Raw genomic sequence first — 16419 nt, forward strand, 5'->3', positions numbered from 1 at the left:
TAAAACACATGGGAATTAACCTACAAAAAGGACAGCGCATCTCGCTTTCCAAAGAAGCGCCAGGGCTAACAAAACTGATGTGCGGATTAGGGTGGGATGTGGCGAAACGCTCCGGTGGAGGTTTGTTTGGGGCTTTTAGCAGTGCTCCAGATTATGACCTGGATGCCTCAGTGATTTGTTTAGATCGAAATGACAAAGTGAATGATATGACCAATATCGTTTATTTTGGCAATCTCTCCCACCGTTCAGGAGCTATTACGCATCTAGGTGATAATCTGACTGGAGCGGGAGAGGGAGATGACGAGCAAATTCTCGTCGATTTATCTCGAATTCCCTCGCAAATTGTCAAACTGGTTTTTACAGTTAACATTTACGATTGCATTGCACGCAAGCAAGACTTCGGACAAGTTCAAAATGCGTTTGTGCGTTTGGTTAATACGTCTAATAATCAAGAACTCGCAAAATATAACCTATCAGGTTCTGAATACAAAGGCATGACGGGGATGCTCATGGCAGAAATCTACAAGCATAATGATGAGTGGAAAATGGCAGCCACCGGTAACGGTGTTAAGGTTAATGGGTTACAGGAACTTGTGAAAACCTATGCTTAACAACTCGCTCAATACCTAGATGCTTTCTACTTGCTGGAATCAGACACTGAATCAATGTCTCTGTACGATCGCCTAGACTTAACCAAACACAATCGCAAGCTAAAACTCCCCCTCTCTCAACGGCTAAACCTGACTAAACCCCCCAAACTCCGCTGTCAGGGCTGTCGTTCCCGTATCCGGCCTGAGTGGGAGTTTTGCCCTTCCTGTGGAAGAGTTCTAATTGATAATGATAGCGATTGTCGCCGTTGCATTTGGGTAGATGTATCAGGAATGGATGTCGCACCCGAAAATAAAGAAGCGATCTTTTCCCTACTGATGGACGCTTTCTCCAAACTCTACGGCGCATTTAGAAGCATCAAAGTATTTTTGACATCCGATCCCCCCGATCGCCAAGAGTGGGGCGAAGATTTTACCCATGTTTATATATTCGTGGATAGCCAGCCGGTTGACTATCTCGGCGTGGCTAGCTTCAAATCGGGTATGGTTACAGATCGGGCGATTATTCGGATTGATCAAGTATTCTATGCTTCTTACAATGCCAGCCTGAGTCTCAATCAACTATCTAACTTAATTGCAAATACCATTGCCCATGAAATAGGACATACACTAGGACTCGATCATTCTGCACTTCCGACCGATGTCATGCACAATGGACTCCTTCATACTGTTCATAGCTTAATGCCTCCCTCATTTCACGCAGAGCAAATAAACTCAATGAACAATGCTATTCGCAGATATAAAGCCTTGAATAATTGATTGGCTAGAACCATAAAATAGCTGAATTTAGAGATCGAATTCCCCAGGATTAATGCCTACAGCATGGCAAGCTTCTTTGACAACCTTCTTTTCATCTTTGTCAAAATTACCATCCGCACCACCGATAATAATGCCAATTTGGATGACGGCACGACCTTGGTCTAGTTTTTTATTAAGTTTCCCTATCGCTTGGATAGCCTCAATTTTACCAAAATCGAAGTCTTGTGATAGCTTCTCACAATAAAAATCAAATTTTTGCTTCAACTCCGACGCCGGAAAAATTTGGAGTGTTTGATTGGAAATTATTAGAGCCGCCGTTTTTTGTCTTTCCTCGGTATTGATAGTGCCATCAGCAGCAGCAATCAATGCACATATTGCCATTGAGGCATCAGCAAAATCATTGTTTTTAAACTTGGAAATATTGGTTTGCAGAGAATCATTGATTTGTGATACGTTCTGCTTTAATTTCTCCCAGAAAGTCATTTTTTCTCCTGTTTGGTGAATGAGATATGATGTTTATGACCGGAGTCACAGTAATCTAAGCTGCTCTTAACTTGCCAAGCAATTGCCAGGCCCTGTAAGACCCTTAAGTTGATGAATTACCCTCCTGTAGTGTATCATGGTTCTTGAGGTTTTAGATTAATCAAGTCTATCTTCATAACTAATCGCTCTTTCACAGGTTTTTTCGTGGTCTATCTTACTTAATAATTAATCGCTCTTTCCAGAGTATCTTGTAACTGAAGTTCTAACGGTCGGTCAGAGCGAATTTTCAAACCCGGTAAATCGTGTTTGACTAACGTTTTGTCGCCGGTTTCAGCAGTTGCCAACGGCCAGAGCACCCAGCGGCTGCCAGGGGAAAGAGTGCTTAAACTTGCAGAGTTTTGAGTCAACCAAATTATCGGCAGTTTCGACCGATTATCGATCGCATCTTCCCCAGCATTAACCGCCGCTAAAGTTTCCAAAACTACCCGGTTCCCCGAAACGAGTCCAGTCCCGGCAGTCCAAAGTTTGACGTTTAACAGGCGCTTGCTAGCATAGAAGTAAAGAGACGCAGCTACTGTCACGGCTCGTTCAAATTCTTCTGGCTGCCACGCCGCAGCGCTGTCGAGAGCAATAATAATTTCTTGACCGCCGGCTGCAACTTCTAACTCTCTCACCCGCAGTTCTCCGTAGCGGGCGCTGGTGCGCCAGTGAATTAGGCGGGTGGGGTCTCCGTGGCGGTAAGGCCTGATGTTGCGGGTGAGGCCTTCGGTAGCAGTTTGCGATCGACTGCGATTGTAAAATTGCGGGCTGTCTTCTTGACCGATACGATCGATCAAAGGACAAGTGCTCAACGGCAAAACTTGTGGATACACAACCGCCACCGCTTTGACTGCGCGACTGCGCCGGCACCAAAACAACCCTAAAGGTGCCGCCGTCCTCAAGTTTACCTCTTGCCAACGATAGACGCCCCGCTGCCGGACTTCCAGATAGTATGTATCCCTGTATATACTGTTAGGCTCTATGACTTCGATCGGGCGGACGATCGGTTCTCCCAATACAAACGGCAAGATGTCTATCACTTGCAACAGAGTCTTAGGTTGGCGGGCGCGATTTTCGATTTCTAGTTCAACGGTGATTTGATCGCCCGCACTCACTGGTTCGATCGGGCGGCGACGGACTTCCAGCGAACGGAGCGATTTTCCCGGCAAAACCGCGGCTACTCCCAACAGCGCCAAACCCCCACCGCTGAGCACGTACAGCCACCCAGACATTGTATTAGTCGCTGACCCAAAAAAGAAAACCGTCATCCCCGACAGCAGCCAACCCGCGTAGGCAGGGGTAACAGCACGATTTTCGAGCCAGTCGGCGATTTTGTGACCGATGTTCATAGGAGTTGAAATTGTTAATTACTCGATCGCCCCATCCAGCCTAATTGTAAATTATTCTCAGCATTTAACACCGAATTAGCTGCGAGCGATAAAATTAGAAATCGGGCATTTTTTCGCAATAAATCTACATTGACCCCCCAAAAAACGGATACAAGCCCCCGACACTCAGTCAGGGTCGATCCCGCAATTTTAGACTCTAGTTCCTGCTCCCAGATTAATCTGTGGAGTAAATCTAAAATCTAAAATCTAAAATCTAAAATCTAAAATAGACTGACTGGAGACCAAAAAATGAACCCATTAAACAATCCTACACCCGTTCAACCAGAGGCTCAAGCCCGCAGACGAACACCGCCGCCGCCCCCGCCCTTGGCTGCAACTCCCGCGCCGCCTCCACCTGCGCCGAGTGCGCCCCCCGCAGCCCAGCAGCAGCAGCAGCAGCAGCAGCGGCCTGTCGAGACACCCGTCAGTACGATCGAACAAATGGTCAGAGATGCCCATGCAGCGAGCGCTTCCGACATTCACATTCGAGTCGGCCAAGTACCTCGATTTCGGATTCGGGGCGTGATGCAAGTAGCAACTAACCACCCCAAAGTAACCCCAGAAATTTTTGAACATTACCTAGCCGAAATTCTCACCCCCGAACAGCGAAAACAGTTTGCAACTACTAAGGAATTAGATTCAGCAATTTTTTACCCAGGCTTCGTGCGGTGTCGGCTAAACTGTTTTGATTCTCTCAGCGGCGGTGCCCTAGTATTGCGGTTGATTAGTTTGGAAATACCTACTATCGATTCATTGAGGTTGCCAGAAGTTTTCAAAAATATCATTTTGCGATCGCAGGGATTAATATTGGTTACTGGCCCTACCGGTTCGGGGAAATCGACAACCGTAGCTGCGATGATCGACCACCTCAACCAGATGGAGCAAAAGCACGTAGTTACAATTGAAGATCCGATCGAATTCATTCACCCTTCTAAAAAATGCTTGGTCAGCCAGCGGGAAGTCGGCTTGCATACCCACGAGTTTCAGCAGGCTTTGCGGGCTGTTTTGCGGGAAGACCCCGATGTGATTCTGATCGGGGAAATGCGCGATCGCGTTACCATCAATACAGCGTTGCAAGCAGCTCAAACAGGTCACTTAGTATTGGGAACTCTCCACACTCGCAGTGCCATTAACGCTATTAATCGGTTGTTGAACCTCTACCCACCCGAAGAACAACAGGCGATGCGGATTCAAATTTGCGATTCTTTAGTAGCGGTAATTGCCCAACTTTTGCTGCCAACAGTTGACAACCGTCGGGTAGCAGTTCACGATATTTTGGTGAATACACCTGCCATGCGCGATTACTTGATGAAAGGTGCTGATGATGAAGCTTTCCGATTAATGGAGCATGATACTTACGAAGGAATGCAGATTATCAACCAGGGCCTTTATAAACTGGTGCTTGAAGGCAGAGTGACGATCGAAGAAGCAGCAAAAACTTCTCCTGAAGCCAGCGATTTAGACCGCCGCTTGCGGACAGGAGGCTACGATGTTGCCGACGCTCGCGGCTTTGAAGGCAGCAAAAAAGAACGCACCGTTCGCGCCTAATAGCAGCACACATACAGGGGTAGGCACTGCAGGACTACCCCACCCATCAAATAACAAGATTTTCCGCACACGGAAATATTCGGTTAAAGCTTTTGTGCGTATTTTTACTTAAAGTTTAACTTTATTTAGTAACAATAAATACATTTTAATTAAAGAGTAAAATGCTATAATCAGTGTCGAGTTTATTGTTAAGTTTTTTAAACGTAGACCTTACTTTACATAAACTTTAAAATTGCGTGAAAACTCGCAGGTGATTGCAAAGAAATAGTAAAGATATGTTCTGAGTATTGCCAACACTCAACCATTTAAGTATATAGTTGTAGTGACCAATTTTGGACAGAGAACATTCCGACTTTGCCGATATTTGCCGATCGCAGAAGTAAGCAGGTTAAAAAAGCGCTTAATAAAACTACAAGCAGCGCCGATGGCGTGTTTTTCTAATTAAGTAGCTTTCCGTCGAAAAAATCCTAAAACCAAGCAGACTTTTAAAGATTCTGTCCCTCGAAAATTTGTTTAACAACGCGCTTATCAGCAACGGTATTTCTAGAATTTAAAGGAGCAAAAAAAGTGAAGAGTGCATTTAACCAAAGAGAAGTGTTTGAAGGTGCCAGCAAAGCGGAAATAATTGAGCGCATCCAGCAGCTAGTTCCCCCCGGTTCCCCGGAGCCCCAAGATCCTGAAATCCTCGCGGTCTTACAAACTCTCACCGCACAGCTAATCGCAGCCTATCAAGCCGACGGACAATTAGAAAGCGAACCTTTTAGCGACGTGCGCGATCGCACTATTCACCTATACGCATCCGCAGTCAGTAGCCAAATCAAAGGAAAAACCATCCTTATCACCGGAGGAGAAGGATGTGTCGGTCGTTTCTTAATCGCAAAACTCCTCGAATTCGGCGCAACTAAAATCATTTCTGCAGACAACGCCCGATGTCAAAACCCTGAAGAAAATCTCCCGCTTTTTGCCAGAGAAGGTGCTGTAACTTTCTATGCCGTCGATATTCGCAACCTCGACGCGCTCAAACACATATTTGAGGTAGAAAAACCAGCAATTGTTTTTCACCTAGCAGCCCAACGCCAACCCGGACTAGCTGAAATCAAAATCCGAGAAACAGTTACAACCAGCCTGTTAGGATGTAAACACATCATCCAACTCTGCGAAGAATACGGCGTAGAACACTGCATCTTCTCTTCTACCGGCAAAACATCTCGATATTTTACAACCGAAGTTTACGCCGCCTCGAAGAAGTTTGCCGAATGGCAATTTGCCAAAGCAGCTCAAGAAGGAGATGTCACTTACGGGATGGTTCGCTTTACTCATATGTTGGAAAATAGCTTGTTCTGCGAGCAAATGTCCAAAAAAGTAGAGCAAGGTAAAACTGTAAACGTTCACGCTCCCCACCGCTACGTAACTGCTCAAAATCTTTTTGAAGCCGTACATTTATTGCTGAATTCTCTGGTTGTGTCCGTTCCAGGAAAACTGAAATTTGTTGCCGTAAGTAATCTCGGTTGGCCGACAGAAACCTTGGAAGTAGCTCTTTATAAAATTCTTGAATCAGGCAAAAATCTGCCGATTTATTTTCAAGGACTTTTGCCGGGATATGAAGAACCGTTTTTCCTTGGACAATTTGACTGGAAAAAGCCTACAGACATTCACCTCTTAATTAATGTTTTGGAAGATCCTTTTAGAAGTGTTAACGATACTGGCGACATGGTGAGTGTAGAATTAGCTCCTTTTTCTTTGCCCGTCTTAGATAAACAAGTGTCGAAGCTGGAAAGCTTAATCATTGATCCTGATTTCCCCGAAGTGCAAATCAAGCACGCTCTTGTCGCAGCGGAAAAAGAAGTGATTGCTTCCTCTTTTGCGTGGAGTGCCCCTGAAGACTTGTTGAAGATTTTGCAGTGGGGAATCAATCCGAAGAAATTGCAAGGTTACGGAACGGAAATCGCTGACTATAGCGAGATTATCGAACTCCTCCTGCAAGGAATCTGCGGGCGGCTTAACCAAGAAGTCTTGCACAGTGCTGGAGTTACGGCAGATGAGTTTGATGACTTAGTGGAGAGTCTTTCTACGCTGGATGTGATTCAAGCAGAAGTGGGATATTTGCGATCGGTGTCGAGATATCTCAGAGAATTTGCACCCCCCGCACAATTCACCACCAAAAAATCTGAACCTGTTGCTATCCCCGATGCAGCGTAGCTGGAACATAGTTTTGAGTTGGGAGATAGCTTCCTGAGTACCCACCCACGGGGGATGAATGAGTTATATCAATTCCGGTTGCACTCCTCGAAATGATTGTTGACTGTTGACTGTTGACTGTTGACTGTTGACTGTTGACGGGCGGGTCGAAAAACTGAATGGTTGAGTGTTAACTGTTGACTCGATTTTATGATTCCGATGCAACCGGATTTGATGTTAAACATCGACGAAGTGTTTAGTTGATTAAAAATATAACACCCAGAAACCAGGTTCCTTTTAGAAACCTGGTTTCTCCAGTCTGGGCTTGTTTGAGGTTTAATTAAATTGAGTGACTTAACATTGTAAGAATAGACATGATATGATATTATTGGCTACCGCACAACCGCAATCAAATTAATTTGTAGTGAGAACGATCGTCCTAGTAGTTTTAGGAGGACTTAAGCCCTCACAACAAAGGTGATAACGGTGATTTTTTGCAGGCATGATAGGATGATACTTTAGATAGAGTGGCGCAGTGAGTTAACAAAGGTGCAATAAGATTAAATAAACTCAATGAACGCAAGAAATAAAATTAAATTAAGGTACTAAAATTGTGGAAATTAATCAGCTACTCTTCCTATTGATTGATGTTGTGCTATTGGCGATCGCCCTGATCCTTCTAATTCCCGTTGCAGTTCTATTTCTAGAATGCAGTGCAGCTTTCTTGTCCGGCCAGGGCGAGACAGCGGAAACTAAAGCGCCCCGCCCCAAAGTAGCAGTTTTAATTCCCGCTTACAACGAAGCAGCAGGAATTGCCGCCACCATCTCCACCATATTGCCGCAGCTAACACCTCAAGACCGGCTGTTAGTGATTGCTGACAACTGCACGGACGCCACGGCAGAAATCGCCCGTAACTGCGGTGCAAGTGCGATCGAGCGCCAAGACACACAACGCAAGGGCAAAGGATACGCACTGGATTTTGGCTTGCAGGCGATCGAATCAGACCCCCCAGAAGTAGTAATCATGGTTGACGCAGACTGCATCTGTCAGCCAGACTCTATAGAAAAATTAGCCCGGGTGGCAATGGCCGAACAAAGACCAGTACAAGCGACTTATTTAATGGAACAGCCACCCAATCCTACCCCCAAAGATTCCATTTCTGCTTTAGCCTTTCTCGTGAAAAACTTAGTCCGTCCCAGCGGATTAAAACAGTTAGGATTCCCATCTTTACTAACAGGAACAGGCATGGCTTTTCCCTGGTCGATAATTCGATCGGTTTCCCTAGCTAGCGGCAATATTGTTGAAGATATGCAGATGAGTTTGGATTTGGCGATCGCCGGACATCCGACAGTATTCTGCCCCGAAGCAAACGTCACCGGGTGTTTGCCACAGCAGCAGCAAGCAGCTAAAAGTCAAAGAACCAGATGGGAACACGGTCACATACAGACATTGTTAACTCAAACTCCCCGGCTGACAGCAGCTTCAGTCGAGCAAAAACGTTTTGACTTATTGGCGATCGCCCTCGACTTATCCGTCCCTCCCCTATCGCTTTTAGTCGCTCTCTGGCTAGCTGCTTTTGCCGCCTCTTTACTAGCAGCAATTTTGGGAACATCCCCAATTCCCGCCGTCTTGTTAGCAGTACAAGGATTGCTGATTTTAGTTTCCATTGTCGCCGCTTGGGCAAAATTCGGGCGTGCGAATATTTCTGGATCTACTCTTTTATCTGTACCTTTTTACATCCTTTGGAAAATCCCTTTGTATCTGGGTTTTATCCTGAAGCGGCAAACTAAATGGGTGCGGACAGAACGCGATGTTTAATATTAAGATTGAGAATTTTTAACCGCAGATATCAGCCGATAAACACAGATGAACGCAGATAGAATTGTATCTGCGTTCATCTGTGTTTATCGGCGGTTAAAAAAACTGTAAGGATTCAGGTCTTTGATTGGGGAATAAGAGAAGGGATGAAAAAGTCACAACAATGGGCAGATAGAGCATCACGGAAAAAAGCCATTGCGCTTTTACCTTGAAACCGACAAGTCTGAATCACAGACAACAAATCAGCAGTTTGTTCAAACCGAGACATTGACCGGGAGCCCCCAGATACCTTACGTTTAGTCACGGCTAATCGCAAAGAACGTTCTGCCAAATTATTATCAGGGGGAATTTCTGGGTGGTCTAAAAAGTACCACCATTGATGTGCTTTCTCACGTAACGAGCGCAGTAACAGTCCAGCAGCATGACCAACATGACCTTGCCAAGTATTTAACAATTCTGCCAATCTCGTCTTAAAGTCCCTCGCCCAAGTGTGATAATCAATCTCTTGGGGGTGTTCCCGCCATTTTCGATGTTGTCGAAATGCCTCATCAATTAATTCCAAAAATGCAGAAGCGACGACACTGTTATTACCGTGGCGTATAAGCAGAACTTTCTTAAAATGTCGCCGTAGATGGGCTAGACATTTTTGTTGCGCTCCCACAATCACACCGTTATATACGCTAAAATCATCGGAACTCAACACACCAGCAAATTCATGCCCCAGCATTGTCTCTAATTCGGCTCTACTGCGAGTGTCTGCGGCATGAAACAGGCAAAAATCTTGACCCGTAGCTGTCCATAACCATTCTTTAACTCCCTTGACACACCACGGAGTTTCATCCACATGGACGGAAAGCTTGCAATGGTGCCCATTGCCATAGCTCTTCAACGGCAGGCTTTACAGTATCAGCTACCCGCGCGTTTGTTGCTTGTAATGTCCCTATCCCAATTTCGATTCCACCTAGTTCGCGCAGGAACTCTTGTTGTTTTTCATAGGATATGTGCCCATAATTACCTAACCATACCAATAATGCTTGTAGGTCGATGCTTAAGTCTTGCCCTGGAACTATCCCTGATGCTGGTGCACCCATCACCATTGCTCCACATTCATTACATTGACATTTGACTCGTTGATATTCCACCACTTCAATTGGTAAGGCTGCTAAACACGCTACTTGCTGCTTGCTATAACCAATCGCATCACTTAATTCAGGGCTACCACAATGCTCACAATACTCAGGAGTGCTGATTTGATATCTATCTACTCGCCCAAATCCTTTTCGGCTTTTACCCATATGTCCCGGCTGTCCTCCTGGTTTGCGCTTTGGTTGGGACTCTGACTCTGACTCTGACTCTTTTGAATTGTCAACTTTGGCTGTCTCGGATTTCTGTATCAGATCGCTCGATGGTGGTTTTGATGATGTTTTACTATTACTGGGCTGTCTCTCTTGGAGCTTTTCGAGCTTTTGTTGTAATTTTTCAATCAGCTTCTGTTGGGTGAGCACAATTTTGACCAGCTCCTCACGGCTCAACTGGTCAACTATTTCTAATTTTAGTGCTGCTGATAACTCTGACTTTTCGCTCATCTGACTACATTACCATATTGTTCGGCTCTCTGCGGAACTATTTTTACCTGAATCCTTACAAAAAACTTATATAAAAACTTAAAAAAAGTTCACTGCTTCACGGGAATTTCAATCACAAACTCAGCCCCTTCACCGGGCGCGGAAAAGCACATTAGCTTCCCGCCGTGTTTCTCTACTACAATCTGATAACTGATACTCAACCCTAAACCGGTACCTTGCCCCACAGGTTTTGTAGTAAAGAAAGGGTCAAATATTCGCGATCGTACTTCCTCCGTCATCCCCCGACCATTATCAGCAATATAAATTCTCACCCAGTTTTTGTCGCATACCTCAGTCCGAATGTCAATCTTTCGCTCAAAGATTGGAGACAAAGGATTTTCTAGTTTGGCAGTTGTCCCCGGTCGCCCAACTCCTAACTCCACTGCATCAATTGCATTGCTCAAAATATTCATAAACACCTGATTTAACCCCGAAGCATAACAATTTACCTTCGGCAGTTGACCGTACTCTTTAACTACCTCAATACCATGTCCGACTGCATCCTTTTTCAACCTGTGCTGCAAAATTAGCAGAGTCGAATCAATCCCGGAGTGAATATCCACTGGTTTCATCTCGGCTTCATCCAGGCGTGAGAAATTCCGCAGCGACAGCACAATATTGCGAACGCGATCGACCCCAACCTGCATTGATTTTAGAATTTTGGGCAAATCTTCTTGAATAAAAGCGAGGTCAATATCTTCTGTTTTAGCAACAATCTCAGGATTAGCATTCGGGTAAGAGTCCTGGTAAAGCTCAATCAATCCCAGCAAATCCGAGCTATAATCGTTAGCATGGAGAACATTGCCATAAATGAAATTAATTGGATTATTGATTTCGTGAGCAACCCCCGCCACCAACTGCCCCAAAGAAGACATTTTTTCCGTTTGAATTAGTTGAGTCTGCGTCGAGCGTAATTCGGACAAAGTAACTTCTAATTGTTTCGCTTTTTCTCTCAATTGCCCCTCAGACAGTCGCAAAGCATCCTCCGCTAACTTGCGATCCGTAATGTCCTGTATCGTCCCAAATAACTTAATCACCTTACCGCCATCAAAAATAGCTTGCGCCTTAACATAAATATATCTGACAGCTCCATCAGCGCGCAAAATTCTCATCTCATACTCGCAAGAATTTCCTAACCGACTAATCTGCTCTACTACCTCTAACCACAACTTTAGGTCATCTGGATGAATTTGCTTCCTGTGTTCTAAAATAGTGGGTTCTGGTAGTTTAGGGTCACGGCCAAAAATTCGGAATACTTCCTCAGACCAAGTTAATTGATCCCCCTCCAAATCAAATTCCCAGTTGCCGAGGTGCGCCAGTTTTTGAGCTTCTTGCAGCTTAGCTTCTTTAGTCTTTAATTCCTGCGTGCGCTGTTCTACTCTCACCTCCAGCGTCCGTGAATAATCCTCCAACTGTTCCTTAGCCTCCGACAAATTAGCAACAAGTACCGCATTTTCTAGAGAGATAGCAGCTTGGGAAGAAAGAATTTTCAAAACCTCCAACCTAGTTGGAGAAAACGCTTCAGTAGCTAAATTATTTTCCAGATAAAGGAGACCTACGAGTTTGCTTTGATTCAGAATAGGAGTACAAAGCGCCGATTTCACTTGCTGCCTTTTAATATAGGGATCGTCGGTAAATAGACCTTCTCTAGCAGCCTGACTTAAAACTACATCAGAGTGCGTTTTTTCAACATAATTAATCACCGTTATTGGCAAAACCTCTGCAGGAGATACTCTAGGGCATTGTTCAACTGCAACATCCGAAGACTCCACCGATGCCGCTGCTTTAATCCGTAATTTTCCTTCCTTGGGCATCAGGAGAAAACCTTTTTGGGCCCCAGCATTCTCGATCGCCATTTTCATTAACTTTTCTAACAAATTATCCAGCACAATTTCGCTAGCTAGCGCTTGAGATGCTTTAACAACAGTTGTCAAATCCAATAAACTGCTTTGACTGTTGCTCGTGCTATAATTAGTGCTAGTAATAGTTCGATCGCTACTAGATTTGGCCGCAGATGCAGGGGGTAAAGACATCGGATACTCTGACTCCAAATGTTTGACCTTGGCGGTTGCTCCCCAATGAATATAGCCGTAGTAAGCATCTATCAGATAACTCTGAGCCACTTTGTTTCGACCGCGAGCAAGATAAAATTCTGCCGCCCGTTCGTTGGCTAGCGCTTCTTCGTGGATGTATTCATTCTCCGAAGCTCCTTTCACCGCTTGCTCGTAATACAGAGCAGCTTTTTCATCTTGTCCCAATACTCGCGCTTTCTCGGCTTCTACTAAGTCATATTTGTGCTTATAATTTTGCGGGCAGTGAAAAGCCCAATGCTTCATTTTTTTCTGAAGCCACCCAACTTTTTTTAAATATTTTTTCTGTTCTATTTTTGAAGCTGTGGGATACAAAGCTAAGAGGGCTAGGGAATAGTAAAAATTGTGCAGAGGAACATACATCATGGACATCACAGCCTCAGAGTAATTTGATGCTGTCATGGCATTTTCAGCAGATATAGCATAATCTTTAAATAGATAATTTAGCCATGATTTAAAAAAACATCCTAAAAATATTACCAGATTATTTTTACTCTCCCTTAAAGCGGGCAGCATAGTTTCTTCATTAAATCTCTCGCCAACTAACAGGCAAGGATTAGCTGTTTTACCTTGCAAATTTAAGACAACTTGAGCCCCTATAATGGTATGATTCATCATAAATTCATTTTGGTACTTCACCAGCATTTCAATACATTGACTCTGCTTACTGGCTACGGAGTCCAGAGGTTCGCCGCTCAAAAATATATAATTGCTGTAAAGACCAGCACAAGAACAAGCATTGCTGACATCTCCGGTTTCTAGTCCGCTCTGAATACCCTCAAGCAAACCTATAAGACTTTCCCTGACCTGCTCAGACCAGTGACGGATAAAACCATTAAAAAGCATTGAAACTTGAGATTTGTGCAAGTTGGTGTGGAAGCGTTCTAAAAGTGCCTCAGCCATTTGACCGTATCGGTATCCAGAATTAATATCGCCTAACACCCCACAGTGGATCACACCATAGTTTGCATAGGCGCAACTAGCCAGTGGCGCATTCCCGTATTTAAGAGAAAGTGTAACCATTTTAAATATGATCAGTGGGAACATATCGGGTGCTACTACAAAAGCAGCGGGAGTCATATTCGTTAGAATTCGTAGAGCAGCAATTTTATGAGGGTCAGTCATTGGCTGCAGTTCCACTAAATCCTCAATCTGCTTATTTCTTAAAGCTAGTTTTGTTAGAAATAGCTCCAGGGAAATATTCATTTTGTGGGGATTTATCGGGATGTACACTTCCAGCATTTTCAAAGCTTTTAGACCTATATCTATCGACGCTTGGAATTGATTTAGCATTAAATAATAAATTACTTTTAGTTCATAAACTTTTAGTTTTTCTAGCAATTTTTTAGCGCGCAATATAATCAGATCCGATAGCTGCAATGCTCGCTCAAAATCAGTATTTATATAGGATAATTCCAGCGCTTCCAGGTGAAGTTCCATAATTAAATTGTAGTGACTCTCCCAAGCTGGTTCGGGTAGAAGTTCTCGACCCGCATTAAAATATTTGAGTGCTGCTTCATAGGCGGCAGAACTCTTAGCTTTCTTGCCAGCTATAAGATTAAAGTTAGCTAGTTCATCTCGCTTTTCTTGATTTGTGATGAATTCGCGCCCGATATTGAGTTGGTTGACAATATCAAAGATATTTTCTGCTATCTCGGATGCCGTAGGGGCGGTGCCCCCGTGCTCGCCCTGCAATAGCAGAGAGCCGATTTTTAAGTGAGTTTGTTTTTTCTGCGAGTCAGGGATGAGAGAATAGGCGGCTTGCTGTACGCGATCGTGCAAAAACCTGTAAGATATTGCGTATTGAGCGCGACTCCCAACTCCATCCCCATGCCCTGGCCGCCCGGAGTCGATTTCCTCAACCAGAGGGATTTTGTAAGCATCGCTCATTGGCAGAATTAAACCAGCTTGAAGCGCATCCCATAAATCTGCCGCCGTTTCCGAGCCGGATTTTTCCGTAACAATTGCCAAATTGTCTAAACTAAAACGGTTGCCCATACAAGCAGCTAATTTTAATACTTGCTGCGTCTCCTCCGGCAATAGTTGAAGATTCCGAGCAACTAATTCAACCACACTGTAATCTGCAATGCCAGCGGCTTCAATTTCCCTAATGTCCCACTGCCATGCACCAAAAGTGAAATCAAAAACTAACAGTTGTTCTGAGTGAATAGTTGAGAGCAGTTGAGTTAGGAAAAATGGATTTCCGCCAGTTTTATGAAAAATTAACTGTGTCAAAGACTTTAACTTTTCGGTTTCATTACCCAACGTATCCTGTACTAGCTGCGTGACGCTGCTCAACTCTAAACATGGGAGCATAATGTGATGCACCTGAGCACCCGTCTGTTGAATTTTTCCGACAGTTTGAACTAAAGGATGAGTCGAATTGACTTCGTTATCTCGATAGGCTCCTATCAGTAAAAAATATCTGCTCTCCAAGTCTGTTACCAGTTCCTGAATCAATTTTAAGGAAGCTAAATCTGCCCACTGCAAATCATCCAGAAAGAGAACTAAGGGGTGTTCTGCTTGGGCAAACACCTTCAAAAATTCTTTGAACAATCGATTAAAGCGATTTTGAGATTCTGTCGGCCCCAATTGGGGAACAGCAGGCTGCGAACCAATTATTAGTTCGACAGAAGGGACAACATCAATAATAATTCCACCGTTATTACCCAGCCTTGACAAAAGCTTTTCTTTCCAAATTGCCAAATCTTCTGAGCTTTTTGTTAATAACTGCTGCATTAATGATTCAAAGGCTTGAGTTATTGCAGCATAAGGAATATCCCGCTTAAACTGGTCAAATTTGCCAGTAATAAAATAACCCCGCTGCCGTACAATTGGTTTGTGAATTTCACTGACAACTGAAGTTTTGCCGATGCCTGAGTAACCGCTTACCAACACCATCTCTGTTTTCCCAAAGCTGACTCGCTCGAAGGATGCCATCAAATCAGCGACTTCTTGTGTGCGGCCGTAGAGTTTTTGGGGAATCAAAAATTGACCTGATTTATCAAGTGTCCCTGGAATGAAATTTTCTATTTTGCCAGTAGTTTGTAGCTGGGTTAGACAATTTTCCAGGTCTGCTTTTACTCCAAAGGCACTTTGATATCGGTCTTCGGCATTTTTAGCTAATAGTTTCATGACAATGGATGAAACTACCAGGGGGACTTCCTTGTTTAACTGATCTGGAGGAACTGGCGTCACCGCAATGTGGCTGTGAATTAATTCTAAGGGGTCGGTTGAATTAAAGGGTAACTCTCCTGTAAGCATTTCATAAAACGTGATGCCTAGAGAGTAAAAGTCAGTTCGGTAGTCGAGGTCGCGGTTCATCCGACCAGTTTGCTCTGGGGATATATAGGCTAGAGTACCTTCTAGCACGGTGATATTGCTATTTTGGTGAACCTCTCTAGAGAGGCGCGTTGCCATGCTAAAATCGGTGATTTTTAGTTTTTCAAAATCGGGTGTAATGATAATATTTGAGGGTTTAATATCTTTGTGAATAATCTGGTTTTGATGCACTTCTCCGAGAGTTTGAGCCACTTGAATAGCCAGCGGCAAGAACTTCGGAAGTTTAATACTTTTACCGACTTGATAATGCTTGAGAGATTGACCGCCACAATCTTCTAATATCAGAGCGAAACAGTTGTTATATTTTTCTAAGCTATGGGGTTTAACAATCCCTTCGATTAGGAGCTTCGAGCTAATTTTGTATTCATGTCTCAAACGGGTAATTTCTTCTATTGTGGGGTACTCGGTATTGAGTGTTTTAATAATGACTGAGGCTCGATCGGATTCCCTGACTGCGCGATAAATTATGGACTTCACACCAAGTTGAACAACTTCTGTGATTTTGTAACCGGGAATTGCATTCATGGTTTTTATTTTCTG

Annotated in this window: 8 protein-coding genes and 1 pseudogene; 5 read left to right on the top strand and 4 right to left on the bottom strand. The window is 44.0% G+C overall.

Features of this window, described 5'->3' with window-relative positions:
• The first annotated feature begins 8 nt into the window (after positions 1-8).
• Positions 9-611 carry a TerD family protein gene (locus QUB06_RS18385; protein ID WP_333436497.1) on the top strand — a complete coding sequence of 201 codons (603 nt, stop codon included), beginning with the start codon at positions 9-11 and terminating at the stop codon, positions 609-611.
• A gap of 54 nt (positions 612-665) precedes the next feature.
• Positions 666-1367: a zinc-dependent metalloprotease family protein gene (locus QUB06_RS18390; protein WP_333436498.1), complete on the top strand. Its 702-nt coding sequence runs from the start codon at positions 666-668 to the stop codon at positions 1365-1367.
• 27 nt (positions 1368-1394) lie between these two features.
• Here the strand turns inward: QUB06_RS18390 and QUB06_RS18395 are convergent, their stop codons facing one another.
• Complete coding sequence (locus QUB06_RS18395; protein WP_333103443.1) at positions 1395-1850, bottom strand: TerB family tellurite resistance protein; 456 nt, start codon at positions 1848-1850, stop codon at positions 1395-1397.
• 218 nt (positions 1851-2068) lie between these two features.
• Positions 2069-3238 carry a DUF58 domain-containing protein gene (locus QUB06_RS18400; protein WP_333436499.1) on the bottom strand — a complete coding sequence of 390 codons (1170 nt, stop codon included), beginning with the start codon at positions 3236-3238 and terminating at the stop codon, positions 2069-2071.
• A 288-nt stretch (positions 3239-3526) separates the two neighbouring features.
• Between QUB06_RS18400 and QUB06_RS18405 the strand changes: the two genes are divergently transcribed.
• The 3 genes from QUB06_RS18405 to QUB06_RS18415 all read left to right on the top strand — a co-directional run bounded on the left by QUB06_RS18405 (position 3527) and on the right by QUB06_RS18415 (position 8822).
• Entirely contained in the window at positions 3527-4825 is a 1299-nt protein-coding gene (locus QUB06_RS18405) for a PilT/PilU family type 4a pilus ATPase (protein WP_333436500.1), read from the top strand.
• Between the two features lie 567 nt (positions 4826-5392).
• Positions 5393-7024 (top strand): polysaccharide biosynthesis protein, encoded by a 1632-nt coding sequence (locus QUB06_RS18410; protein ID WP_333436501.1) that lies wholly within the window; start codon positions 5393-5395, stop codon positions 7022-7024.
• A gap of 592 nt (positions 7025-7616) precedes the next feature.
• The gene (locus QUB06_RS18415) at positions 7617-8822 is read left to right on the top strand and encodes a glycosyltransferase family 2 protein (RefSeq protein ID WP_333436502.1); all 1206 of its coding nucleotides are present in this window, start codon (positions 7617-7619) and stop codon (positions 8820-8822) included.
• A 115-nt stretch (positions 8823-8937) separates the two neighbouring features.
• On the opposite strand, the pseudogene tnpC reads toward QUB06_RS18415, so the two are convergent.
• Both tnpC and QUB06_RS18425 read right to left on the bottom strand, forming a co-directional pair.
• A pseudogene (gene tnpC / locus QUB06_RS18420) lies at positions 8938-10408 on the bottom strand (IS66 family transposase).
• 89 nt (positions 10409-10497) lie between these two features.
• Positions 10498-16404 (bottom strand): AAA family ATPase, encoded by a 5907-nt coding sequence (locus QUB06_RS18425; RefSeq protein ID WP_333436503.1) that lies wholly within the window; start codon positions 16402-16404, stop codon positions 10498-10500.
• Positions 16405-16419: the final 15 nt, after the last annotated feature.

The organism is Microcoleus sp. D2_18a_D3 (genome assembly GCF_036702455.1).
Classification (GTDB): Bacteria; Cyanobacteriota; Cyanobacteriia; order Cyanobacteriales; family Microcoleaceae; genus Microcoleus.